Origin of the sequence: Streptomyces sp. NPDC087787, assembly GCF_044743035.1 — a bacterium.
Classification (GTDB): Bacteria; Actinomycetota; Actinomycetes; order Streptomycetales; family Streptomycetaceae; genus Streptomyces.
In genome coordinates, this window is the sequence record NZ_JBIUVQ010000015.1 from 92,129 (window position 1) to 114,128 (window position 22,000).

The following is a 22,000-nucleotide window of genomic DNA, read 5'->3' on the forward strand; positions in this document are numbered from 1 at the left end:
CCCACTCCGTTTCCAGTACAGACACTTCAGCCAGCCCCGCGACTAAAAGAATCCCTCATGTCGTCATCGAAGTTGTCCAATTGTCCGTGGTTTTCACTTTTAACTTTCATCCACCACTGATTGAAGGCGGCCCGGTCGGCATCATTTCGGATGACAATGTCACCGTTCGCCCACTCGGGATGATTCGCTGGGGCCTCGATGTCTCCGGAGCGGACGAGACCCTGTAGCAGCGGAATCTGCATGGAGGTCGAGTCGCTGAACTTGATCTCCTTGTAATGGCTCTCGACCTGATCGACCTCACCCGCCGGAAACTTGGATCCTCCATAGGGGATTCCCGCCCAGATAGCCGCCTGGACCCAACTGGACCCCAAGGCGAACTTGGCAGGATTTGCGGGCAGAGGGACAGCGGCTACGCCACTGGAAATGATGTTGAACCAGAGCAGTTGCTTGGCGTGCTCGGCGTCCCTCAGGGCCGCCTCATCCATGTTCACATCGTGACCGGCAGCCGACACCTCCCCGCGAAGCTCCGCCAAGTTCTTCAAATATGTGCCTTCGTCTCCACTGATTCCGTGCTGAGATGTCAGGCTGATCTGGGCGTTGATGGCCTGCACCACGTTGCCTGCTTCGTCGCGGTTCTTCATGATCTCGCTCAGGAACGCCTTGGCGGGCGCACGACCCACGGTGATGGTGCCGTCATCGTTGACCGTTGCGTCCTTTTGCGAGACACCCGTTGATGCGGCGAAGTCCGGGACATACGACTGGAATGCATTGGACAGCGCCTTCGAAATCTCAAGGTTGACCGGATACTGCTCTTTCTCGAAGTCGCTCTTTTTCTTGTCCGTCTCGTACTTCTCCGTGCCCGCATTGATGATGTTCGCAGCTGCCTCAGCGGAGGCTTTGGTGTGGTGCTGGCGGTCGCTGATGGCCGCACGAATCACCGCGCTGGGCCACTTGGCATCTTCGGACTGAAGTCCGGGAGTGGCCCAGTGGTCGTCGACGAGTTGCTGCGCGTGGCGGGGACCGTTGGAGCCGTTGAGCAAGCGGCGTGATGCCTCGGCGTTCTCGCTGACGCGTTCCATCAGTATGAGCGACGGATCATTGGCGTCGATGGCCTCCACCCGATCCAGGGCATCGTCCATGCCTTCCGAGACGTAACTGTGCGCCAACCCGATCGACTTGTACCAGGGGTCGTCTGGGTCTACGTAGCCCCCGGTCACATAACCGGCGCCAGTCACTTGCCCGTTGCTATAGGTAGGCCTCATCTGGCGGTTCTTGCGCCAGTCGAGCATCGCGCCGCCGACCGCGGAGAGCACCTTCGGGTCCCAACTGTTGCCATCCGGCCCGTACTTGAAGAGCATCCCGACGGACCACATGTCCCCGTTCTGTGGGGCGGTAAGGCATTTGAGGTAGTCCAGATTCGGCGGGATCTTGCCGGCCTCCTGGAGCTTGAACACCCTGTTGACGCCGGAGGCGTACTCGCTGAGCACCCTCTGCGAGTCCTTGCTGAGAACCTCGCCGTTGTGTGTGCCGTCCTGTTCGTGCAGGGCGCGGCTGACGCGGGCCGCGTCGGCGATGCCGCCCGCGGCTGCGAAGGCGGTCAGGTAGGCGGGGTCGTCCTGGTGGTCGGCGAAAGAGCGGGCGATGGCCTCGATGTCCTCGCGGGATCCGTCGGCCTTGGGGTTGTCGAGCGCCGTCCTGAGGGTCGCGGCTTCCTGCCTTGCCTCCTTGGCGCTCTCCTTGGCGACATCCTTCATGTCCCAAGGGATGTTGATGATGTTTCCATCCGGAGTGCACATGCCGGACGCGCCACCGACCTCTTCCAGATTGCGGGCGAGATCGGCGCGCTTGGACATGTTGCGGGCGTCGTCGCCGACCGCCCGCACCTGTTGTGCCAGCAGGGACAGGTCGAGTTCGCTCTCCCAGGTCTTGAGGTTTTTGCGGATCAGTGTCCCATGCCTGGACAGAGCATCTTCCAATTCTCCAAGTCGGTCAGCGAGTTTACGCACCCGCACCGGGTCGACGCCGACGTATTCTCCCACGAACGCAGTGCTCCCTTGCAGGCTTTGTGGCAGCGATGCACCGCGGTCGGCGGCGACATTCACCGTAAGGCGGCTCTGGGGGAACCTTGCCGCCTCTTTGCTGGCCTTTGACGAAAAAGAACCCGCACTTGCACTCTCAACGTTGCTTGTGCCTCATTTGGAAAAGGCATCAGTTGCTCAGCGGTTGACGGATTGAATCTCCTGGACGGTGACGCCCTGTGTCGCCCCGAAGGTGCCATCGGGAAGCTCTCCGCCGGCGCCACCGGTGCCGGTCCAGTTGATTCTCCAGGTGATGGTTGCCTTTAGGTCGTAGGTTCCGTTAGCAGAGGAACGGAGGTACTTGATTCCGCAAGGTGGTGTCTGGTCGGACTTGCCCTGGGCGTACGGCTCGCCGATCGAGCTGTCGTCATTGATCGCGCACTCGCCCGAAGCGGGGTAGGTCTCTGCGTCAGCGGTTCCGGGCTGGAGTTTGAGGGAGACCGGTGTGGCGGTGGTCGTCGCCTGAATGTTGAGGCCGGCCACGTCGAGGGAGGCGGTCACTTGGACCGGTTTGAACGTGGACGGGTCAAGCCATGCCCATGTCGGGAGGTTGACCTTGGTCACGTTCTCCGGCGCGAGGGCGACTTCTGTCTCGGGGAGCAGGATCCTGTTGTAGGCGAGTTCGGCGAGGACCTGTGGCGTGACGGCGTTGGGCACATTGGGAGCGGCGCCATTCTCGACCCAGAACGGCTGCCGGTTGCAGATCTGGGCCTCCGGGTCCATCCACCGGTTCTCGTCACGGACGGCGACCCACCAGTTGCCCTCGTCTGCCTTGTCGAGGTTGTAGTTCTTGTACGTGCCGTCCTTGTAGGTGTCGCGGAACTCGCCGATGCTCCTCCGGGCGTAGTTGGCCTGACCTGGAGTATTGACGGCATCGTCGTAGGCGTCCTCGACGTACTTCGAGAATTCCTTCGCCGAGCGGGGCTCGTACCAGCAGGCGGGTGGGGTCCAGTTCCCTACTGGTGCAACATTCCCGGAAGCATTTTTGCCACTTCCTGCAGTCTTGCCGGAGAAGCGAACCATGGAGACGATGCTGCCGCCGGATCGACTGCCCCCCATTTGGGGACTTCCTTGCGAGTTGCCGCCTCCCCGCTCTGCGGACGCGGTACCGGTGGTCAGCGTGAGTGCGGCGGTCGTCAAGCCTGCCAAGAGCCACCGCGCCCGGGACTTCAGGGCGTGCACTTCGTGCTTCCCCTCTGTGAAAGAAGACTCGTTGTCTGCCAGACGCCCTGTTCGTTCTTCTCGACGCGGGTGTTGTACGCGACGTACGCGGTCTTCGTCACTGTGGTCTTCTCAGCCTTGTTGGTCTTGCGGTCCTTGTCGAAGGCCTTGCTCTCGTCGGAGCAGTAGGCGAAGGCAGCCGTGTCCTTGTCGACGAGTTTCAACTCCGGATTGAAGAAGCGAACCGTGCCAGTGATCGACTTGCCGTCTTTCACGTATCCCTGGACCCACTCGGCGGCTCCGGCCAGGGCCTCGCCCTTGTAGTAGAAACCGAGGGCTTCGGAGTCGGGGTTCGCGGCGGTGATGGCGGCATCGGTAGCGTTAATACGGTTTTCGACGTCCGCGAGAAGAGCGTCCTTGGTGGTGTCTCCGGTCTTCCAACCCTCGAAGACGTTTTTGACATCACTCGGTAGCGTGATCACCGGACGCTTCACGGAACCGGGGGCGCTGGTGCTCGGTGAGGCCGGCCTCGTTGCGTCGCCCTGGTCCGCGCCTGCGATCTTGTCGCTGCTCTTCGGCGAATCGTCACCGCTGCCACATGCCGTCAACAACAAGGCTGCGGTTGCCGTGAACGTGGCAGCAAGAGATAGAGAACGGCGGTGCACAGTCAGCCCCCAGAGGCATGAAGTCGAGTCGAGGTTGGCGACGTTACCCGTGTGGTTCCTGGCTTGCCAGGTGGGCCGGACGCAGTGCGGAACCCCTCGTTCGCTTTCTTAGCCACGTGGCCACATTTCGCTCTGGAGGGCGCTTTGACGGGCGGCGACGCGTCGCGGCAGGAAGTGCCCTGCGCTTGTAGTACCCGCCCCGGCGTCACGTCGCCGTCCCCCCAGCCTGGACCTGAGATGCCGAAGCGGTCGGCTTGTAGGCGGGGCGCTATCCGCTGCTCCGTTCGAACAGGTGAACAGGGCGACGACGGCCAGCGTGCAGAGGGCGAGGGGGAGTGGTGCCTGCATCTGGAAAATGATCGCATCCTCGGTTCCTGCCTTCGTGAGCAATTCGTGCAGGGGTCGTGGGTGCCTGATGGTCGACGGGGCGGCGGCCTTCCAGTTGTCCACTCCCGAGTATGGAGGATTTGCTGCCGCGCACTCCGGAAGACATGATTGTCTCCTGTTCAACCCGAGCTCACCGGCGTGGCGTTGCAGACACGTAATGGCAAGTCCCGTGTAGCGCATGGGGCCTGGCTCGCCTTGAGAGGCTTATGTGCTGCTGATACCGTGCGATGGCTTGACACTCGCCCCCGCGCCGGATAGTCGCGACATCGCCCGGATCGCTGGTGAAGTGTCCGGGTTTGCAGCCCAGGCGAAGAGCTTGGCAGACGACATCTTGGGTGTACGGGGAGCTGTTGCGTGAAGATCCAGGAGCGTACGGGGGCGGGTGCGGGACGTGCCGCGGCTCCGGCTCAGCCGATGGTCGGTGACCGGCTTCCCACGGCGCCTCGCGAGCGCAAACCGGCCCTCGCCGCGCTGGCGGTGCTGCTCATCCTGGTGGGCGCCCTGGGTGCCACGATGCTCGTGCTGCAGGTCGGGCACCGTATCGAGGTCGTCAAGGTGACGCAGGACATCCCGGCCGGAGAGTCCGTCACCTCCAATGACGTGACCTCGGTGATGGTGGCCGCCGACGACTCCATCAATTACGTCCGGTGGTCCCAACTGGGCACCCTGAAAACCCTCAAGGCCAGGACCACCATCTACAAGGGCACGGTCGTGGTGGGGGAGATGTTCGGCGCGAAGAGCAGCCTGCCGGACGGCAAGGCCCTCGTCGGTGTCGCCCTCAAGGAGGGCCAGTACCCGACGGGCGTCAAGAACGGCGACATCGTCGCCGTCTACCGCGTCGGCGACCACGCGTCGAGCTCCAACTCCACTAGCGGCGGAACGGGTTCGCCCGCCAACGGTGGCAATCTCATCGTGGACAAGGCGCGTGTCAGCTCCAGGAGCGACAACAGCGACGCCGCCATGAGCACCGGCAACATGTCGCTCACCCTCCTCGTCGACCAGTCCGACGCCGCCGCCGTGGCCCAGGCCGCGTCCGCGAATTCCGTCGCCGTCGTCGTCGTTCCCGGCAACTGAGGGCGGCCGCGTACCCATGGCCCTCATCGCACTGGCCGCCGACAAGGGTTCGCCCGGCGTCACCACCGCCGCCGTCGCACTGGCCGCCGTCTGGCCGCGGCGCGTGCTGCTCGCCGAGACGGACCCGGCGGGCGGCGACCTCGTCTACCGCAGCTCCGCCGCGCACGGCGGGCCGCTCAACCCGAACGTCGGCATGCTGTCCATCGCCGCGACCGCGCGCCGTGGGCTCGTGCCCGACCAACTCTGGGACCATGTACAGCCGTTGAGCGGCGGACTGGAAGTTCTCGTCGGACTCGGCATCTCCGAGCAGGCCGCCGGTCTCGCCGGGCTGTGGCCTACCCTGGGTCATGCCTTCGCCTCGCTCGCGGACTCCCCGAACTCGTCCGCCGACGTCATCGCCGACTGCGGCCGAATCAGCGGCGACACCCCCGCCGTGGAACTCTTCCCGCACGCCTCCCTCATTCTGCTGATCTCGCGCACCGAGCCGGAGGCCATCGCCCGCGTCCGCGACCGCGCAGCCGCGCTGTCCGCCAAGCTGCACGGCGGCCCGCGTGGTGCCGCGAGCCTGGCCACGCCGGTGATCGGAGTCGTCCTGGTCGCCGACCCGAGCACCGCGGGCAAGGTCTCCGGCCAGGTCAACGACATGCTGGTGCACGCCCAGACCGGTGCCCGCGTCGTCGGAACCATCGCCGACGACCCGGCGGGCGCGGGGCAATTGGCCGGGCGCAGGCGCGGCCGCCTCGACAAGTCCCTGCTGATCCGCTCGGCCCGCAAGGTCACCGCGGACCTGTATCAGCAGTACGGCGCCGCCTGGGCCGTATCCGCACAGGCGCAGCAAGCCCACCAGGTTCATCAGGCGCAGCAAGCCCAGCAGGCTCACCAAGGGCAGCAGGCGCCCCAGGCCCAGCCGGCTTCCCAGGGCCAGCAAATGCCTCAGCCCCAGGAGCCCTACCACCCCCACGCGAACGGTCAGCCAGGAGCCGGGCGATGACCGCTGTCGACCACCAACTGGTCAAGCGGTTCAGGCAGGACGCCGGTGACCGCATCGCCGAGCAGCGCCGGCTCGACCAGGTCAACGGCGTCACACCGATGTCCGGCGAGGACGAGCGCCAGTACGCCCGCGCGGTCATAGCGCAGATACTGGAGGAGTACGCCCGCGCCGAGATCAACGCGGGCCGTACGCCGCTGGACGCCGAGACCGAGGAGCAGTACGCGGCCGCCGTGCACGCCGCGCTGTTCGGCGTCGGTCGGCTCCAGCCGCTGCTCGACGACCCGCAGGTCGAGAACATCGACATCAACGGCTGCGACCAGGTGTTCGTCGGATACGCCGACGGGCGCGAGGTCACGGGCGAGCCGGTCGCCGAGACCGACGAGGAGCTGATCGAGCTCATCCAGGTGCTCGGCGCCTACTCGGGTCTGTCGTCGCGCCCCTTCGACTCCGCCAACCCGCAGCTCGACCTGCGACTGCCGGACGGCTCGCGGCTGTCGGCCGTCATGGACGTGACCCGCCGGCCCGCGCTGTCCATCCGCCGGGCCCGGATGGGCAAGGTGTTCATCTCCGACCTGGTCGGCAACGGCACGCTCGCGCCGGAGCTCGGGCACTTCCTCGCCTGCGCGGTCCGTGCCCGCAAGAACATCATGATCGCGGGCGCGACGAACGCCGGAAAGACGACGCTGCTGCGTGCCCTCGCCAATGAGATCCCGCCGCACGAACGGCTCATCACGGTCGAGCGGGCACTGGAGCTGGGCCTCGACACCTTCCCCGAACTGCACCCGAACGTCGTGGCGTTCGAGGAGCGGCTGCCCAACTCCGAGGGGCAGGGCACCATTTCCATGGCTGAGCTGGTGCGCCGGTCCCTCCGTATGAACCCCTCCCGCGTCATCGTCGGCGAGGTGCTCGGCGACGAGATCGTGACCATGCTGAACGCGATGTCGCAGGGCAACGACGGTTCGCTGTCCACGATCCACGCCAACAGCTCCAGCGAGGTCTTCAACCGCATCTCCACCTACGCGTTGCAGGCGACGGAGCGGCTGCCCATCGAGGCCAGCCAGATGCTGATCGCGGGCGCGGTGAACTTCGTCGTCTTCATCCAGCGGCGCAACAACTTCCAGACCGGCGGCCGGCTTCAGCGCAGTGTGACCTCGGTCCGCGAGGTCAACGGCGTCGACGGCCGCGTGCTGTCCAGCGAGGTGTTCGCCGAGACGCCCGACGGCCGGGTCGTGCCGCACGCGCCCATAGCCTGCCTGGAGGACCTCATGGCGCACGGTTACCAGCCCCACGGAAACTGGGGGTGACCATGACGCTTGCCGCACTGGCCCCGCTCGGCTCCATGGGGGGCCTGTTCTCCGCCACGGTCCTGTACTCGATCGTTTCCGGCGTCGCCGTCGGCGGCGGTCTCGCGCTGCTGATCGTCGCCGTACGCGGACTGCCCGCCAAGCCCGAGCACGAGAAGCAGCGGGCGAGCCGGCGGGCGAGCGAACTGCTCCGCTTCGCCGGGCGGCGCGGCTCCCTCGCCGCTCTCGTCGGCCTCGCGGTCCTCGTGCTCACCCGTTGGGCGGTCGCCGGTATCGCCGCCGGTGTCCTCGTCTTCTTCTGGGACCGCCTCTTCGGCGGCGCGGCGGAGGAGCGGGCCGCCATGCGCCGGGTGGAGGCCCTGGCCTCCTGGACGGAGTCGCTGCGCGACACGATCGCCGGCGCGGTCGGCCTGGAACAGGCCATCCCGGCCTCGGCGCGCGCCGCCGCCCCCGTCCTGCGCCCCCATCTCGACTCCCTGGTCGACCGGCTGCGCGCCCGCACTCCGCTGCCCGACGCGCTGCAACTGCTCGCCGACGAGATCGACGACGCCTCCGCCGACATCATCGTCGCCGCGCTCATCCTCAACGCCCGGCTGCGCGGCCCCGGTCTGCGTCAGGTCCTCGGCGCGCTGGCCAAGTCGGCGCGCGAGGAGGTCGACATGCGTCAGCGTGTGATGGCTCAACGGGCCTCCACCCGGCGCTCGGTGCAGATCGTCGTCGCCGTCTCCGTGGCGTTCGTGCTCGGACTGTCCATCTTCAACCGTGAGTTCGTGTCGCCGTACGGCACGCCGGTCGGCCAGCTCGTCCTCGCGCTGGTCTGCGGTCTGTTCGCGCTCGGCTTCTGGTGGCTGCGCAAGCTGTCCACGATCGAGACGCCCGAACGCTTCCTGGTGCGGGACGAGGCGGCGGTGCAGTTCGTCCGGCCGCGCACGCCCGCCCAGCAGGAGGAAGGTGTACGCCGGTGAATCTGACGATGCCGGTCCTGGTCGGCGCGGTCCTCGGCCTCGGCGTCTACGCCCTCGTACGCGCCCTGATGCCGTCCAGGCGGAGCGCGGTCGCGCAGGTCGCGCGGATCGACGCGATGCGGGCGCGGGGAGCGGCGTACGAGACGCGGCACCAGGCACGGGAGGAGACGGGGCGCCTCGGTGCGTTCCGCGCCCAAGTCGGCGCTCGGATCGCGGAGTTCTATCTTCAGCAGGGCTGGGAGCAGCGCTCGTTGCGGGCCGATCTCGCCGTGCTGGAGCGCAGCTGGGAGAGGTTCCTGGCGACGAAGGTGCTGCTGTCGGTGGCGGGGCTGTTCTTCGGTCCCCTGCTGTTCGCCGTGGTCTACACGATGGGCCTCGGGCGCAGCCCGGTCATCCCCGTCTGGATGGCGCTGCTGTGTGCGGCGCTGTTCTTCTTCCTGCCCGATCTGGAGATCCGGCGGGACGCGGCCGACAAGCGCCGTGACCTGCGCCGGGTCATCGGCGCGTATCTGGATCTGGTGTCCATGAGCCTGGCCGGCGGCCGTGGTCTGCCGGAGGCGCTGATGGCGGCGGCCGAGGTGTCCGACGGCTGGGCGAACCAGCGGATCCGCAACGCCCTGGCCGACGCCCGGATCACCGGCCTCAGCCAGTGGCAGGCGCTCGGGCAGCTCGGCGAGGAGCTGGGTGTGGAGGAGCTGAAGGACCTTTCGGCCTCCCTGGCCCTGGTCGCCGACGACGGCGCGAAGGTGCGCGAGTCGCTCGCCTCACGCGCCGAGACCATGCGCCACCGCGAACTGGCCGAGATCGAGGGCAGCGCGGGCGAGAAGTCCCAGTCGATGCTCGTGGCCCAGCTGCTGCTGTGCGCGGGCTTCCTGGTGTTCCTGATCTATCCGGCGGCGATGCGGGTGTTCCAGGTGTGAGCGCCGTCCCTGCCGAACCCTGCCAACTGTCCTGACTTCGAGAGGAAACCACTGTCATGAACGGACGAGACTTCCACACCGGGATCCCGGCCGTGGACTTCCTGTTCACCTTCCTGGGCGGCCGTGTGCAGCGCGCCCGCTCCGGCGAACTGGACCGCGGAGCCTCCGCGGTCGAGTGGGTCATCATCTCCGCGGTCGTCGTCGCGATCGTCGGCGTGGTGGCCGCCATCATCAACTCCGCGCTGAGCGAGGGCGCCAACAAGGTGGGCAACTGCATCAAGGGCGCGGACGCGGGCAAGACCTGCTGATCGCACGTACGACGAGCGTACGACGGAGAAGTACAACGGGGTGGACGGGGATGCTGGCGGACGTGGGCGGACGGGTGCGACGCGCGGTACGCCGCCGGGTGGGGGCCGCGCGTGAGGCGGCGACCGCCCGCGGCGACTCCGGGATGACCGCGATCGAGTTCGTGCTGCTCACCCCCGTACTGTTCTTCATGATCTTCGCGACGGTGCAGTTCGCGCTGTACTTCTTCGCCGATCACGTCGCCCAGGCGGCGGCCCAGGCCGGTGCCCGCAAGGCCCGTGCCACGGCCGACGAGCAGCCCGGCGCGTGGCGGGGCGAGGCCCGCGACGTCGTCGACGCCTACATCCGCCAACTGGGCCCGCAGCTGGTGCTGTCGCCTGACGTGAGGATGCTGCAGCCGGAGCAGAACACCGTGGGTGTGGAGATCTCGGCACGGATCCCGACGGTGTTCCCGGGCCTGAACCTGACGGTGCACGCGCAGTCGTCGGGTCCTGTGGAGAGGTTCGTGCGGGATGGCGGGAACTAGATGAACCGCTCTGCTGGGAGGTCTCTATCGTCCGCCCGCGACGACAGCGGTCTGTCGACTGTGGAGGTCGTGATCCTCGCCCCGGTGATGATTCTGTTCATCCTGGTGCTGGTGGCCTTCGGCCAACTCGTCGAAGGGCGCGGCGCGGTCGACGGTGCGGCACGGGACGCGGCACGCGCGGGGTCCATCCAGAAGGACCACGCGACGGCCATGTCCGAGGCGCGCAGGGCGGCGGAGGCGGACCTGGCCGACGTCTGCTCGGGTCCGGTCTCCGTGGTGCAGACGAGCGCGGGCTTCGCCCCCGACACCCTGTTCACGGTCGAGGTCAGCTGCCAGGTGCGCGGCCTGGCGTCGCTGGGCCTGAACATTCCGACGAGACTGTCCGCGAGCTTCAGCTCGCCGCTGGATCCCTTCCGGAGGTCGGCGTGAGCGTGAGCGCCTCTGCCGCGGGCCGCGCGCGCACCTGGTGGTCCACCCGAGGAACGGCACTGGACGACCGCGGTTCGGGTGCCGGCGCGGTCATCATCTTCGCGCTGGTCTTCCTCGCCCTGTCCGCCTTCGTGATCGACGGCGGCCTGTCCATCTCCAAGCGTGAACGGGCCGCGGACATAGCGGAACAGGCGGCCCGCTACGCCGCCCAGGACATCGACCGCGAGGCCCTCTACGACAACGAGGGCGGCCCCGCCCCGATCAACTACGAGAACTGCGACGCCCGCGTGAAGGCCTTCGCCCGCGAGATGAGGATGACGGGCGCCGACATCGCCGCGAGCCACTGCGTGGCCGCCGACGCCGACCAGGTCCAGGTCGAGATCCAGCTCACCTACTCGCCCGTCTTCACCGGCATGTTCTACGGCGGCAGCGTGACGGTCCACGGCCGGTCCGCGGCGAAGAACGAGGTGGGGTGACGCCATCCATGAGCGATCAGCAAGCGGACATAGACAGGATCAAGGAGTGCTCCAGAGCGCTGAAGCGCATCCATGACACTTTCGCCGAACGGGGCAACCCGGCCGAGGGGTTCGGTGTCGCGGAGATCGGCTCGCAGCGGATTCTCGACGCTACCATCCCCGCCTCGCTGCTGGTCACCCTGGCGCCGCTGCGGCACCCCGAGCCGCTGCCGCTGGAAGCCCTGGCGCAGCGGTTCGCCGACGAGGGCGAGGGATCGGTGAGCCTCGAGGAACTGCGCTCGGGCCCCGCCGTCCGGGTACGCAGGCTGATGCCGCAGGCCGGCGACGAGGAGGGCGCCGAGCCCCGTCGCAACTCGCTCTCGGTGGAGTACCACCTCCCCGTCCCTGCCACCGCCGCGTTCCTCCTGCTGACCTTCTCCACACCGCTTGAGGCGATCGCCGACGCGATGGCCGGACTCTTCGACGCGATCGCCGACTCGCTCACCTGGATGGAGTGACCGACAACATGACGGACGACCTCTCGAACCTCGGCCTCAAGTTCTCGGAGGACTGGGTGCCCTTCCCCGCCGCCGGGAGTGTGGACCTGGACTCCTGGGCCAAGCAGCAGGGCGAGGAACTCGCCGAGCGATACGCGCAGGACGGTGAGCCGGGCGACGCCCGCCGCCTGGCCCGGAGCCTCAAGCGCACGGCGACCGATTGCTACACCCGCGATCCACTGGCCTCCTTCGGCTGGTACGTGAGCGGCCACGAGACGGTGGCGGCCGTCATGGAACTCGACGCCATCCACCCCGACGAGACGTTCCCCGAGGTCACCCTCGAGTTGCTGGCGGAGCACATGACCGGGAACGACTTCGGCGAACCGGACGTACGCCAAGTACGGCTCCCCCTCGGCGACGCTGTTCGCATCCGCCAGAACCTCATCGGCGAGAAAAAGGGCTTCTTCGGCCCACGCCCGGTGATTCACACCGTCTTTTACGGCGTCCGCGCGGACGGCATGGAGACGGCCCTCACGCTGCTGGTCTCCTGGACGGAACCGATCCTGGACGAGGCGGCCGAGCAGATGGCCGACAACATCGCGAAGACGCTCTCACTCTGACAGCAGCCGCGGGTACGCCGCGATACGCAGTCCTGCGGCCAGCGGTTCCCCGTCACCAGCAGAACGAGAAGTACCACGAGCGGGACGTTGATGAGTCACGGCCGCAACGGCTACCGCACGATCGCCCCGTAGAGCCGATGGCGATCCTGGCGTACAGCAGCGTCACCTCGCGCCGGGACTCCAGCAGCGTCAGCCCCGGTCCAGGCCAGGGGCGCATCCCGGGCAGTCGGCCGCCGTGCAGGGCATCGGGGAAACGGTTCTTGCGGAGCGACGGCCACGGGATCTCTGTCGTGTACGACCAGTGACCGTGCGCACGAGGGTGGCCCGGGCCGGGGCCTTTGAGCCGCGGACGGCTATGTGGGTGTGCAGGTTCGCTACGCGGAAGTTGGGCCTACTACCGCAGCCACTTGTAGGAAGGAGCTGCTGATGCCGGTCAACTACTTCTTCCGGCACGAGGTCGCCGAGAAGGTCCGGGAACAGGCTCGCGAAGAGGGTATCGAGGAGGGTGTGGAGAAGGAGCGTGCCTCGATGGTCCTCCGGATCCTCGACTGGCGTGGCATCACGGTCCCGGATTCCGCTCGCGATCGGGTGAAGGCCTGCTCCGACCTGGACCAACTCGAGCTCTGGGCCCAGCGGGCGGTCCGTGCCGCCAGTGTGGAGGAGCTGTTCGTGGACACTGGCGACGGGTCGGCCTGAAGGTGGTGGTCGACGCCGGGTGGTTCAGCGGTTGACCGACCGTGGTGTGGGGGAACTCAAGAGATACGGCGTGGCTGGTGTGAACGGCTTGGGGCGTTCGAAGTTGGCGGGCGGCAGCTGTGTCGACCCCGTCAACAGGATCTCTGTAGGCTCAGGACGTCCCATTCACCGCACCCACTTCACACACCATCAGGACACCCGCCATGCCGCGACGCCGTAGTTCAAGCTCGACGGGAAGCCCGACGGGCGGCTCGACGGCCCCGAGGAACCGGACGCCGCAGCCGGTGCGGGTGCGGCGGCGTACGGTCGGGGACTTCGTGAAGGCGTTCCTCGCCTTCCTGGCCCTGCTCGTCCTGCTCGTCGGCGTGCCACTGGCGCTGGCCATGCAGTTCGGGTGGCCGCTGCCGCACGGCGTGCCGAGTCTGGACTGGCTCCAGCAGGAGATCACCGTCCAGACCTTCCTGAACATCCTGTCGGTCGTGGTCTGGCTCGCCTGGGCGCAGTTCACCGCCTGTGTGCTCGTGGAGATGAAGGCCGCGCTGTCCGGGGTCGGGGTGCCGGGGCGGGTGCCCGGGGCCGGACCCAGTCAGCTCCTCGCACGGCAGCTCGTCGCCGCGCTGCTGCTCGTCGGAGCCACGGCCGCCAGCTTCACGCCCGGACTGTCGCAGCTCGGGCACGGTCTGGAGGGCAACCAGAAGGGGACCGTGGCCGCCGCGCAGCAGACGCCGGGCGGGCTGTTCGGGCAGCAGCGGGAGCAGGCCGCCGACACCGCGGCCGCCGTCGCCGAGCAGGCCGCGAGCGCCGCCGCGCAGGCGGAGGCCAAGCAGGGCGACACGAAGTACTACCGCATCCAGCCGCCCGAGGGACGCCACCACGACTCGCTCTGGGAGATCGCCCAGCGGCACCTCGGCGACGGGCGCCGGTACAAGGAGATCTACGCGCTCAACAAGGACCGGGTCCAGCCCGACGGCTCCCGGCTGTCCGAGGCCAGCCTCATCCGGCCCGGCTGGATCATGGAGATGCCCGCGGACGCGCACGGCGGCGAACTCGTCGAGATGCCCGACGGCGCGGCGGACGTCTCCGAGCAGGTGCGGCAGCAGATCCACGACTACGCCAAGACCGGCGACCACGCCCAGGGCGGGAGCGACCACGCGCAGGGTGGCGGACAGCAGCAGGCCGGTGGGCAGCAGCAGGCCGGCGGCCACCAGCAGGACGGTGGCTCCCACGCCTCCGTTCCCGCCCAGCGGCAGCACCAGGAGCACGGTGGCGACACCGCCCCCGCCGCCACCCCAGCCTCCTCCGCTCGTTCCTTCGGGCTGCCCGAAGCCCTCCTCGGCGCCCCGCTCCTCGCCGCCGGTCTCCTCGGCGCGCTCGGCCACCGCCGCCGGCAGGCGCTGTGGCAGTCGGCGCTCGGTGCCGTCGGCGGGCGGCGCGGCATGGAGCCGCCGACGCCGACCGGGGACGCGCTGGACGTGCAGGACGCGCTGCTGGTGGGCGCCGACCCCGAGGGCGTACGGCGGCTCGACCGGTCGCTGCGCGGGCTCGCCGCCGCCCTCGCCGCCGAGTCCCGGCCGCTGCCCGTCGTCTACGCCGCCTGGCTCACCGGGGGCGATCTGCACCTCCAGCTCGCACAGCCGGCCGGCAAGCCGCCCGCGCCCTGGCAGACCGGGCAGGACGAGACGTTCTGGATGCTGGGGCGTGCCGACGCCGAGCGGTACGAGGACGCCGACACCGCCGCCCCGTTCCCCGGGCTCGTCAGCCTCGGCACCATGGACGACTCACGTCTGCTGCTCAACCTGGAGGCCGTGCCCGGCATCGTCTCGCTGAGCGGCAGCGCCGCCGACCGGGCCGCCGTGTTCGCCTCCGTCGCCGCCGAACTCGCCACCAACGGCTGGTCGGACCGTATGACCGTCACCCTGGTCGGCTTCGGTCAGGACCTCACCCCGCTCGCCCCCAACCGCCTTCGCCACCTCGACGGCATCGACGCGCTCCTGGAGACCATGGAGGCCGAGACGCGGCAGCGGCGCGGCGCGCTGGGTGCCGCCGGGCACGACTCCGTGCTCACCGGGCGCACCGGGCCCGCCCAGCACACCCGTTGGGCGCCGCACCTGGTGCTGCTGGCCGCCCAGCCCTCGGCGGAGGACGCCCGCAGGCTCGCCGAACTCGCCTCCGGTGCCAGCCGGTTGGGCATCGGCTACCTCGTCGGCACCGATTCCGCCGAACTGCCCGGCGCCGCCTGGGAGATGGAGATCACCGGCGAGGGCAGGCTGCTCGCCCCGCTGCTCGGGCTCGAACTCGACGCGCAGATGCTGCCGTCGGCCGAACAGCGGGCGGTGGTCGAGCTGTTCGTCGAGGCCGACCCGGAGAACGGGCCCGACGGACCGGCGCCCACCCCGCCGTTCCTCGTCGACATCAGCGAGCAGGGACGGCCGGCGGTGTACGCGCGGCTCGTGGGCCCGTACGAGATCATCGGTCTCGACACCCCGGACGACGAGCGCAGCGCGCTGCTGCACGAGGCGCTGGCGCTGCTGCTCCTGCACCGGGAGGGCGTGCACCCGCGGGTGCTGTCCTCCGCGCTGTGGCCGCGCGGGGTCACCGACGACGTGCGGGACGCGCTCGTCGAGCGGCTGCGCTCCTGGCTCGGCACCGATCCCGACGGCACGCCCCGGCTCCGTACGGACGACGCCGGACGGCTCACCCTCGCCAAGTCCGTCGTCTCCGACCTGGACGTGCTGCGCTCGCTGTACCACGAGGCCACACAGGGCAAGGGCGCGGACAGCCGGGCGGTGCGCGGCCGGCTGCTCACCGACGCGCTGGTGGTGGTGCGCGGACCGCTGCTCGCCGACCGGCCCGAGGGCCGCTACCGGTGGCTCACCCACGAGATCGTCGATGCCCAACTTCCCCTCATCGTCGCGGACATCGGGCTCGCACTGTCCTCCTTCCACCTGGAGAAGGACCGCGCGGACAAGGCGATCGAGACGCTGGACGCCGCGCTGCGCACCGCCCCGGCCGACGAGCGCCTGTGGAACGAGCTGCTGCGCGCCACGCACGCCACCGGCGACACCGCCCGCCTCCAGGCACTCGCCGCCGACCTCGTCGGCCGTGGCGGCGCCCGCGGCCTGCCGCCGCGCACCGAGGCCCTGCTCGACGAACTGCTCCCGGCCTGGCGCACCGCCGTCGCCGCGGCGGGATGACCGCCGTGCCGTCGGCCGCTCTGCCGCTGGTCGCCGCCGCCGTGCTGTGGGGCGCGGCGGCGGGCGCGTCGCTCCCGCGGGCCGCGTACCGCTTCTCCGTGCCGTCGGGGGAGACATGGCGGGACCGCTGCCCGGCCGGGCATTCGGTACGGGGCTGGATCGGACGCGGGCGGTGCGAGCAGTGCGCCGCGGCCACTCCGGTCGGCAGTTCGGCAGCCACCCCTGCGGGCGGCCCTGCTGCGAACCCTGCGGGCGGCCCCGCCACCACCCCTGGCGGCGATTCGGCCACAGCTCCTCCCCACGGCCCGGCCACCACCTCTGCGGGCGACCCGGCCACGGACCCGGCCGCCACCCCTGCCGGCGACTCGACCACCACTCCTGTCGGCGACCCAGCCACGACCTCCACCGCCACCCCGACCCGCGCCCCCGCCCACTACGGCCCCCGCACACTGCCAACCGCGCTCGTCACCGCCCTCGTCTGCGGCGCGCTCGCCGCCGTCACCGGTGTCCGGCCCGAACTCGTCGTCTGGCTGCTGCTGGCGCCCGTCGGTGTGCTGCTCGCGGTGGTCGACTTCCGGGTGCGGCGGCTGCCCGACGTGCTGACCCTGCCCCTCGCGGGCGCCGCCCTCGCGCTCCTCGGCCTGGCCGCCCTGGTTCCCGGGCACGCCGGCCACTGGCCGACCGCGCTGTACGGCGCTCTCGCGCTCGGCGGCGGCTACTTCGTGCTGTTCCTCGTCAACCCCGCCGGTATGGGGTTCGGGGACGTGAAACTGGCCCTCGGGGCGGGCGCCGTCCTCGGCTGGTACGGCTGGCCCGTCGTCCTGCTCGGCACCTTCGCCGGTTTCCTGTTCGGCGCCCTGTACGGCGGCGCGCTCGTCGCCGTACGACGGGCCGGCCGCAAGACGGCCATCGCGTTCGGGCCGTTCCTGGTCGCGGGGGCGTTCGCGGGCGTGCTGATCGGCGCGTACACAGCCTGAGGTCGGTACCGCGAAACGGCTGACGTAGGCTGGTTCGGTCTGTCCACAACCCCTTACGAACCTTGCGAAAGGGACGCCGGTGACCGAGAAGGCCGACCTCACATCTCCTGATGTCACAGCCGTCCTCGACCGTGCCGCCGCGGGCGGACGGATCACTCCCGAGGAAGCGCTCGACCTCTACCGCCACGCGCCGCTGCACGCGCTGGGCGCCGCCGCCGACGCCGTGCGCCGCCGCAAGTACGCGGGCACCGAGCACATCGCGACGTACATCATCGAGCGCAACATCAACTACACGAACGTGTGCGTCACCGCGTGCAGGTTCTGCGCCTTCTACGCCGCCCCCAAGGACACCGACAAGGGGTGGACCCGCGACCTCGACGACATCCTGCGGCGCTGCGCGGAGACCGTCGAACTCGGCGGCACGCAGATCATGTTCCAGGGCGGCCACCACCCGGACTACGGCGTCGAGTACTACGAGAAGCACTTCAGCGCCATCAAGAAGGCCTTCCCGCAGCTCGTGATCCACTCGCTGGGCGCCTCCGAGGTGGAGCACATGGCGCGGATCTCGGGCGTCTCGGTGGAGGAGGCCATCACGCGCATCCACGAGGCCGGCCTTGACTCCTTCGCCGGCGCCGGCGCCGAACTCCTGCCGGAGCGGCCGCGCAAGGCCATCGCCCCGCTGAAGGAGTCCGGGGAGCGCTGGCTGGAGATCATGGAGACCGCGCACCGGCTGGGCGTGGAGTCCACCTCCACGATGCTCATGGGCACCGGTGAGACGAACGCCGAGCGGATCGAGCACCTGCGGATGATCCGCGACGTGCAGGACCGCACCGGCGGCTTCCGGGCGTTCATCCCGTACACCTACCAGCCGGAGAACAACCACCTGAAGGGCCGTACGCAGGCCACTCTCTTCGAGTACCTGCGGATGATCGCGATCGCGCGCCTCTTCCTCGACAACGTGATGCACATCCAGGGCTCCTGGCTGACCACGGGCAAGGAGGTCGGCCAGCTGACCCTGCACTACGGCGCCGACGACCTGGGCTCGATCATGCTGGAGGAGAACGTCGTGTCGTCGGCCGGCGCCAAGCACCGCTCCAACCGGATGGAGATCATCGAGCTCATCCGGAAGGCGGGACGGGTTCCGGCGCAGCGGGCGACGACGTACGAGCACCTCGTCGTCCACGACGACCCGGCGAACGACCCGGTCGACGACCGCGTGATGTCCCACATCTCGTCGACGGCGATCGCGGGCGGGACGGCCCACCCCGAGCTGAAGCTGCTCACCTCCAACTGACGTACGGGGTAAGGGTGCTGACGATTCACGCGGCGGACGCGGTCCGTGCCGGCCGGGACGCGGAACCGGTCGAGGGCGGCGCCGTCGCCGTCGAGGGCGCCCGGGTCGCGGCCGTGGGGACGCTCGCCGAGCTGGAGCGGCGGTTCCCGCACGCGCGCGTGCGGCGCTGGCCGGGCGTGCTCGGGCCGGGGCGCGTGCACGAGGGGCCACTGCCCGACGCGCCGAGTCCGCGTGAGCGGGTCCACGCGGTCCTCAAGCTCGGCGCGACGGCCGTGCTCGCCGGGCACGCGGACGCGCCCGGACTGCGGGAGGCGGCCGCCCGGAACGACGTCGCCGTCCTTGCCGCGCCCCGGCCCGCGGCGGTCGTGGAGGGCGGCCGGGCCGACCTCGCCGTCTTCGACGACTCCGGCGCCTGCCTCGCCACGGTGTGCGCGGGCCGCCTGGTGCACCGCAGACGCTGAGATCAGCCCCCCCAGGGCCCTCAGCCCCCCTCACCCACCCAACACCCGGGCGAACGCACCCGGCTTCTGCTTCACCCCGCTGCAGTCCGTCGCCGCGTCGTCCCGGGACGGGACGTCCTTCTCGCACTGGCGGTCGCGGAAGGTGGACCACATCGAGACCCAGGCGATCCGCTTCTCCTCTGCGAAGGAGCGCACCCGGGCCGCGTCCGCGAGGGTGAACGTCTCGCCGGCGATGTCGTTGGCGCCGATCATCGGGGTGAGCGCCATGCCCTCCCAGGCGCCGGCGTCCGAGAGGCCGAAGACCTTCTTCAACTGGGTGTGGGTGGCCTTCGCGGCGGCGAGGGCGTAGGCGCCCATGTCGCCGGTGTAGGACTCGGCGTAGTTCATCGTCATGAGGTTGACGGTCGAGACCTGGACGTCGTGCTCGTTCGCGGACTCCAGCAGGGCCAGGCCGTGGGAGCCCAGCCCGGACGGCATGACGGGCAGCGTGAAGGACACCTCCAGACCGGGGCGCCGCTTCTGCAGCAGGGCGATCGCCCGGGAACGCAGGCCGACGGAGGCGGAGTCGGTCAGCGTACGGCCCTCGACGTCGAAGTCGGCCCGGGACGAACCCGCCGCGTCCAGGGCCTTCCCGTACGCGTCCGCCAGCACGGACGCGTTCTCGCACGTCGTCGCCAACTCCTTGCCGTGGGCCCCGCCGAAGGAGACGCGCACCGTGGCGCCCGACTTCCTCAGTTTCCCGATCCGGGACGTCACCTCGGCGTCGTCCAGCCCCATCATGCCGTCCCACTCCGGAGTGCAGCCGCTGCCGCCTGAGATGACGAAGGCGAGGTTGTACGTCGCGGGCGAGCCTGCCGAGTCGGTGCCCGAAGCCGTGGTGGCGCTCACGTACGGGGCGTACGAGGTGCTGGACCGGTCCGCCTTGTGGGCCGCGTCGGAGGTGCCGTCGGGCATCGGGGAGCAGCCCGTGGCGGCCAGGGCGACCAGGCAGGCGAGCCCGGCCACCGGCGTCAGGAAACTCCTCATTGCGCATGCACCAGCTCTCGTGATGTCCGTCCATGGATCCCCGCACAGCGAGGTCCCGGTCCGCAGAGAGCCTGTCTCCGGACCGGGAACCGCCTTCCGAGCCTGCCATTGAAAGCCGTGCCGCCGGGGCACTTCCGTCAAGCGCCACCCCCGCCTGCCACAATGGGCCGGTGACCCGCGCATCCCTGGAGAAGCAGCCGCACGACGTCGCCTCGATGTTCGACGACGTGGCGGAACGGTACGACCTGACCAACGACGTGCTGTCCCTGGGGCAGGACCGGCGGTGGCGGAAGGAGGTCGCCAGGGCGGTCGACGCCCGTCCGGCGCAGAAGATCCTCGATCTCGCCGCCGGGACGGCCACCTCCTCGCTGCCCTTCACCCGCGCCGGCGCCTACGTCGTCCCCTGCGACTTCTCGCTCGGGATGCTGCGGGTCGGCAAGCGGCGGCACGCCTGGCTGCCGTTCACCGCGGGCGACGCGACGCGGCTGCCGTTCAAGGACGACACCTTCGACGCCGTCACCATCTCCTTCGGGCTGCGCAACGTGCAGGACACCGAGACGGCCCTGCGGGAGATGTACCGGGTGACCCGGCCCGGCGGCCGGGTGGTCATCTGCGAGTTCTCCCACCCCACCTGGGCGCCGTTCCGCACGGTCTACACCGAGTACCTGATGCGGGCCCTGCCGCCCGTGGCGCGCGCGGTGTCCTCCAACCCGGACGCGTACGTGTACCTCGCCGAGTCCATCCGGGCCTGGCCCGACCAGCCCGGGCTGGCCGGGCTGCTGCGCACGGCGGGCTGGTCGAAGGTGGCCTGGCGCAACCTCAGCGGCGGGATCGTGTCCCTGCACCGGGGGTTCAAGGACTGACGGCCGCGACCGGGAGGTTCACGGGCTGACGGCCGCGCGGACCGTCACACGGCGCTGACCGCGGTCACGCGGGGCTGGCCGCGTACGGATCGCCCGGTTCGTCGAGTTCGCGCTGGAGGCCGCCCGTGGGCGGCCGCGGGACGCGCGGCTCGCGGACGCCTCCGCCTCCCTCGCCCGCGCCGAAGTCGAACCACACGTACACCATGGAGTCCCGCGGCACCTCGGCGCCGGGTCGCGGGTACTGGCGGACGACGTGCTCGACGACCGTGAGATGGAAGTCCGGGCGGTCCGGCGCGTTGAGCAACAGGCCCTGGGCCCTGGCGGTCTCGCGTGCGTCCACGGCCATCAGTCCGACCAGGCGCGGCACGCGCACTTCGGGTGTCTTGGGTGTCATGTACACAGACGTCACCCCCAGCGGTACTGGCAGGGTAACCGGCCAGGGGTGTCACCCGGAAGCGTCAAGTGTCTTTCTGTGACAGTCGATTACGAACGGTAGCCGGCCGCGATCACAGCTCCAGCCGGTAGCAGTGCCCCTGCCGCTCCGACACCGGCGTCACGAAGGTCTGCGCCAGACTCATGCCGAGGCGCTCGGTGACCGCGATGGACCGCTTGTTGCGCGCGTCGACCATCGCCACCACGCTCGTCAGGCCGGCCTCCCGCAGCCGCTCCAGGGTCATCCGGGCGGCCGCCGTGACGTATCCGCGGCCCCAGTGCTCGCGGGAGAGCCGCCAGCCGATCTCGATCTCGCCCGTGGGGCCCCAGTCCCGTTCCCACGGCTGGGCGCCGGTGAAGCCGATGACCCGGCCGGTCTCGTCGAGCATCGTCCACAGGCAGAAGCCGCGCTCGGCGTCGTGCCGCCGCTGACGGGCGGTGAGTTCCTCGTAGACGGACAGCTCCGCCGGCCTGCCGCCGTGGAACTCCATGACGTCCGGGTCGGCGAAGATCCGGTGCCAGGCGACGGCGTCCTCATCGGTGGGGACGCGCAGGCTTACGACGGGGAGAGCTCGGTTCACGGGGCAGCCCTTCAGCCGGGTGATCAATTCTGCTGCATAGACTGCCCATGTCCAGTGCCGGTCGGCACGCAGAATTCCGAACCTTGGGGAGATCCCGC

At 69.5% G+C, this 22,000-nt stretch carries 23 protein-coding genes; 17 read left to right on the forward strand and 6 right to left on the reverse strand.

Annotation, left to right across the window (positions count from 1 at the left end; translation table 11 throughout):
• Positions 1-26: 26 nt before the first annotated feature.
• The 3 genes from ACIOWN_RS23590 to ACIOWN_RS23600 all read right to left on the reverse strand — a co-directional run bounded on the left by ACIOWN_RS23590 (position 27) and on the right by ACIOWN_RS23600 (position 3,721).
• Complete coding sequence (locus ACIOWN_RS23590; protein ID WP_401983290.1) at positions 27-2,039, reverse strand: hypothetical protein; 2,013 nt, start codon at positions 2,037-2,039, stop codon at positions 27-29.
• Between the two features lie 177 nt (positions 2,040-2,216).
• The gene (locus ACIOWN_RS23595; RefSeq protein WP_362355605.1) at positions 2,217-3,101 is read right to left on the reverse strand and encodes a hypothetical protein; all 885 of its coding nucleotides are present in this window, start codon (positions 3,099-3,101) and stop codon (positions 2,217-2,219) included.
• Positions 3,102-3,247: 146 nt separating this feature from the next.
• Positions 3,248-3,721 (reverse strand): hypothetical protein, encoded by a 474-nt coding sequence (locus tag ACIOWN_RS23600; protein ID WP_401983291.1) that lies wholly within the window; start codon positions 3,719-3,721, stop codon positions 3,248-3,250.
• Between the two features lie 924 nt (positions 3,722-4,645).
• On the opposite strand from ACIOWN_RS23600, the gene ACIOWN_RS23605 reads away from it, so the two are divergent.
• The 16 genes from ACIOWN_RS23605 (at position 4,646) to ACIOWN_RS23680 (ending at position 19,000) form a co-directional block, all read left to right on the forward strand.
• Complete coding sequence (locus tag ACIOWN_RS23605) at positions 4,646-5,365, forward strand: hypothetical protein (RefSeq protein WP_362355609.1); 720 nt, start codon at positions 4,646-4,648, stop codon at positions 5,363-5,365.
• A gap of 16 nt (positions 5,366-5,381) precedes the next feature.
• A complete protein-coding gene (locus ACIOWN_RS23610) occupies positions 5,382-6,356 on the forward strand; it encodes a hypothetical protein (RefSeq protein WP_362355611.1) in 975 nt (324 codons plus the stop codon).
• On the forward strand, positions 6,353-7,660 hold the full coding sequence (locus tag ACIOWN_RS23615) for a CpaF family protein (protein WP_100569652.1): 1,308 nt from the start codon (positions 6,353-6,355) through the stop codon (positions 7,658-7,660). The genes ACIOWN_RS23610 and ACIOWN_RS23615 overlap by 4 nt, the downstream gene beginning before the upstream one ends.
• A 35-nt stretch (positions 7,661-7,695) precedes the next feature.
• Positions 7,696-8,625 carry a type II secretion system F family protein gene (locus ACIOWN_RS23620; protein ID WP_401983323.1) on the forward strand — a complete coding sequence of 310 codons (930 nt, stop codon included), beginning with the start codon at positions 7,696-7,698 and terminating at the stop codon, positions 8,623-8,625.
• Positions 8,622-9,545 (forward strand): type II secretion system F family protein, encoded by a 924-nt coding sequence (locus ACIOWN_RS23625; protein WP_362355615.1) that lies wholly within the window; start codon positions 8,622-8,624, stop codon positions 9,543-9,545. The genes ACIOWN_RS23620 and ACIOWN_RS23625 overlap by 4 nt, the downstream gene beginning before the upstream one ends.
• A 56-nt stretch (positions 9,546-9,601) precedes the next feature.
• Positions 9,602-9,853, forward strand: coding sequence for a hypothetical protein (locus ACIOWN_RS23630; protein WP_362355617.1), 252 nt, complete (start codon positions 9,602-9,604; stop codon positions 9,851-9,853).
• A 50-nt stretch (positions 9,854-9,903) separates the two neighbouring features.
• Positions 9,904-10,377, forward strand: a complete 474-nt coding sequence (locus ACIOWN_RS23635) for a TadE family protein (protein ID WP_362355619.1) — start codon at positions 9,904-9,906, stop codon at positions 10,375-10,377.
• A complete protein-coding gene (locus ACIOWN_RS23640; protein ID WP_362355621.1) occupies positions 10,378-10,806 on the forward strand; it encodes a TadE/TadG family type IV pilus assembly protein in 429 nt (142 codons plus the stop codon). It abuts the gene before it with no gap.
• Between the two features lie 2 nt (positions 10,807-10,808).
• The gene (locus ACIOWN_RS23645) at positions 10,809-11,282 is read left to right on the forward strand and encodes a pilus assembly protein TadG-related protein (RefSeq protein ID WP_362355623.1); all 474 of its coding nucleotides are present in this window, start codon (positions 10,809-10,811) and stop codon (positions 11,280-11,282) included.
• A gap of 8 nt (positions 11,283-11,290) precedes the next feature.
• The gene (locus ACIOWN_RS23650; protein ID WP_362355625.1) at positions 11,291-11,779 is read left to right on the forward strand and encodes a hypothetical protein; all 489 of its coding nucleotides are present in this window, start codon (positions 11,291-11,293) and stop codon (positions 11,777-11,779) included.
• An 8-nt stretch (positions 11,780-11,787) separates the two neighbouring features.
• Positions 11,788-12,378, forward strand: a complete 591-nt coding sequence (locus ACIOWN_RS23655; protein WP_362355627.1) for a hypothetical protein — start codon at positions 11,788-11,790, stop codon at positions 12,376-12,378.
• 426 nt (positions 12,379-12,804) lie between these two features.
• Positions 12,805-13,074 carry a hypothetical protein gene (locus ACIOWN_RS23660; RefSeq protein WP_401983292.1) on the forward strand — a complete coding sequence of 90 codons (270 nt, stop codon included), beginning with the start codon at positions 12,805-12,807 and terminating at the stop codon, positions 13,072-13,074.
• 203 nt (positions 13,075-13,277) lie between these two features.
• A complete protein-coding gene (locus tag ACIOWN_RS23665; protein ID WP_401983293.1) occupies positions 13,278-16,268 on the forward strand; it encodes a BTAD domain-containing putative transcriptional regulator in 2,991 nt (996 codons plus the stop codon).
• Positions 16,265-17,245: a prepilin peptidase gene (locus ACIOWN_RS23670; RefSeq protein ID WP_401983294.1), complete on the forward strand. Its 981-nt coding sequence runs from the start codon at positions 16,265-16,267 to the stop codon at positions 17,243-17,245. Before ACIOWN_RS23665 ends, ACIOWN_RS23670 begins: the two co-directional genes overlap by 4 nt.
• A 79-nt stretch (positions 17,246-17,324) precedes the next feature.
• Complete coding sequence (gene mqnC, locus ACIOWN_RS23675) at positions 17,325-18,539, forward strand: cyclic dehypoxanthinyl futalosine synthase (protein ID WP_362355635.1); 1,215 nt, start codon at positions 17,325-17,327, stop codon at positions 18,537-18,539.
• Between the two features lie 14 nt (positions 18,540-18,553).
• Positions 18,554-19,000 carry an imidazolonepropionase-like domain-containing protein gene (locus ACIOWN_RS23680; RefSeq protein WP_362355637.1) on the forward strand — a complete coding sequence of 149 codons (447 nt, stop codon included), beginning with the start codon at positions 18,554-18,556 and terminating at the stop codon, positions 18,998-19,000.
• Between the two features lie 30 nt (positions 19,001-19,030).
• On the opposite strand, the gene ACIOWN_RS23685 is transcribed toward ACIOWN_RS23680, so the two are convergent.
• The gene (locus ACIOWN_RS23685; RefSeq protein ID WP_362355639.1) at positions 19,031-20,026 is read right to left on the reverse strand and encodes a chitinase; all 996 of its coding nucleotides are present in this window, start codon (positions 20,024-20,026) and stop codon (positions 19,031-19,033) included.
• A gap of 170 nt (positions 20,027-20,196) precedes the next feature.
• On the opposite strand from ACIOWN_RS23685, the gene ACIOWN_RS23690 reads away from it, so the two are divergent.
• On the forward strand, positions 20,197-20,889 hold the full coding sequence (locus ACIOWN_RS23690; protein WP_100569664.1) for a demethylmenaquinone methyltransferase: 693 nt from the start codon (positions 20,197-20,199) through the stop codon (positions 20,887-20,889).
• 64 nt (positions 20,890-20,953) lie between these two features.
• Here the strand turns inward: ACIOWN_RS23690 and ACIOWN_RS23695 are convergent, their stop codons facing one another.
• Together ACIOWN_RS23695 and ACIOWN_RS23700 are read right to left on the reverse strand one after the other, a co-directional pair.
• Complete coding sequence (locus ACIOWN_RS23695; RefSeq protein ID WP_362355641.1) at positions 20,954-21,283, reverse strand: PASTA domain-containing protein; 330 nt, start codon at positions 21,281-21,283, stop codon at positions 20,954-20,956.
• A 112-nt stretch (positions 21,284-21,395) separates the two neighbouring features.
• Positions 21,396-21,902 (reverse strand): GNAT family N-acetyltransferase, encoded by a 507-nt coding sequence (locus ACIOWN_RS23700; protein ID WP_362355643.1) that lies wholly within the window; start codon positions 21,900-21,902, stop codon positions 21,396-21,398.
• Positions 21,903-22,000: the final 98 nt, after the last annotated feature.

What these genes read in the sequence shown, in the direction of transcription:
- ACIOWN_RS23650 (WP_362355625.1), top strand. Translation starts at nt 11,291, where the DNA reads ATGAGCGATCAGCAAGCGGACATAGACAGGATCAAGGAGTGCTCCAGA.
- ACIOWN_RS23695 (WP_362355641.1), bottom strand. Translation starts at nt 21,283, where the DNA reads ATGACACCCAAGACACCCGAAGTGCGCGTGCCGCGCCTGGTCGGACTG.
- ACIOWN_RS23610 (WP_362355611.1), top strand. Translation starts at nt 5,382, where the DNA reads ATGGCCCTCATCGCACTGGCCGCCGACAAGGGTTCGCCCGGCGTCACC.
- ACIOWN_RS23665 (WP_401983293.1), top strand. Translation starts at nt 13,278, where the DNA reads ATGCCGCGACGCCGTAGTTCAAGCTCGACGGGAAGCCCGACGGGCGGC.
- ACIOWN_RS23620 (WP_401983323.1), top strand. Translation starts at nt 7,696, where the DNA reads ATGGGGGGCCTGTTCTCCGCCACGGTCCTGTACTCGATCGTTTCCGGC.
- ACIOWN_RS23655 (WP_362355627.1), top strand. Translation starts at nt 11,788, where the DNA reads ATGACGGACGACCTCTCGAACCTCGGCCTCAAGTTCTCGGAGGACTGG.
- ACIOWN_RS23670 (WP_401983294.1), top strand. Translation starts at nt 16,265, where the DNA reads ATGACCGCCGTGCCGTCGGCCGCTCTGCCGCTGGTCGCCGCCGCCGTG.
- ACIOWN_RS23615 (WP_100569652.1), top strand. Translation starts at nt 6,353, where the DNA reads ATGACCGCTGTCGACCACCAACTGGTCAAGCGGTTCAGGCAGGACGCC.
- ACIOWN_RS23635 (WP_362355619.1), top strand. Translation starts at nt 9,904, where the DNA reads ATGCTGGCGGACGTGGGCGGACGGGTGCGACGCGCGGTACGCCGCCGG.
- ACIOWN_RS23630 (WP_362355617.1), top strand. Translation starts at nt 9,602, where the DNA reads ATGAACGGACGAGACTTCCACACCGGGATCCCGGCCGTGGACTTCCTG.
- ACIOWN_RS23685 (WP_362355639.1), bottom strand. Translation starts at nt 20,026, where the DNA reads ATGAGGAGTTTCCTGACGCCGGTGGCCGGGCTCGCCTGCCTGGTCGCC.
- ACIOWN_RS23660 (WP_401983292.1), top strand. Translation starts at nt 12,805, where the DNA reads ATGCCGGTCAACTACTTCTTCCGGCACGAGGTCGCCGAGAAGGTCCGG.
- ACIOWN_RS23640 (WP_362355621.1), top strand. Translation starts at nt 10,378, where the DNA reads ATGAACCGCTCTGCTGGGAGGTCTCTATCGTCCGCCCGCGACGACAGC.
- ACIOWN_RS23595 (WP_362355605.1), bottom strand. Translation starts at nt 3,101, where the DNA reads ATGGTTCGCTTCTCCGGCAAGACTGCAGGAAGTGGCAAAAATGCTTCC.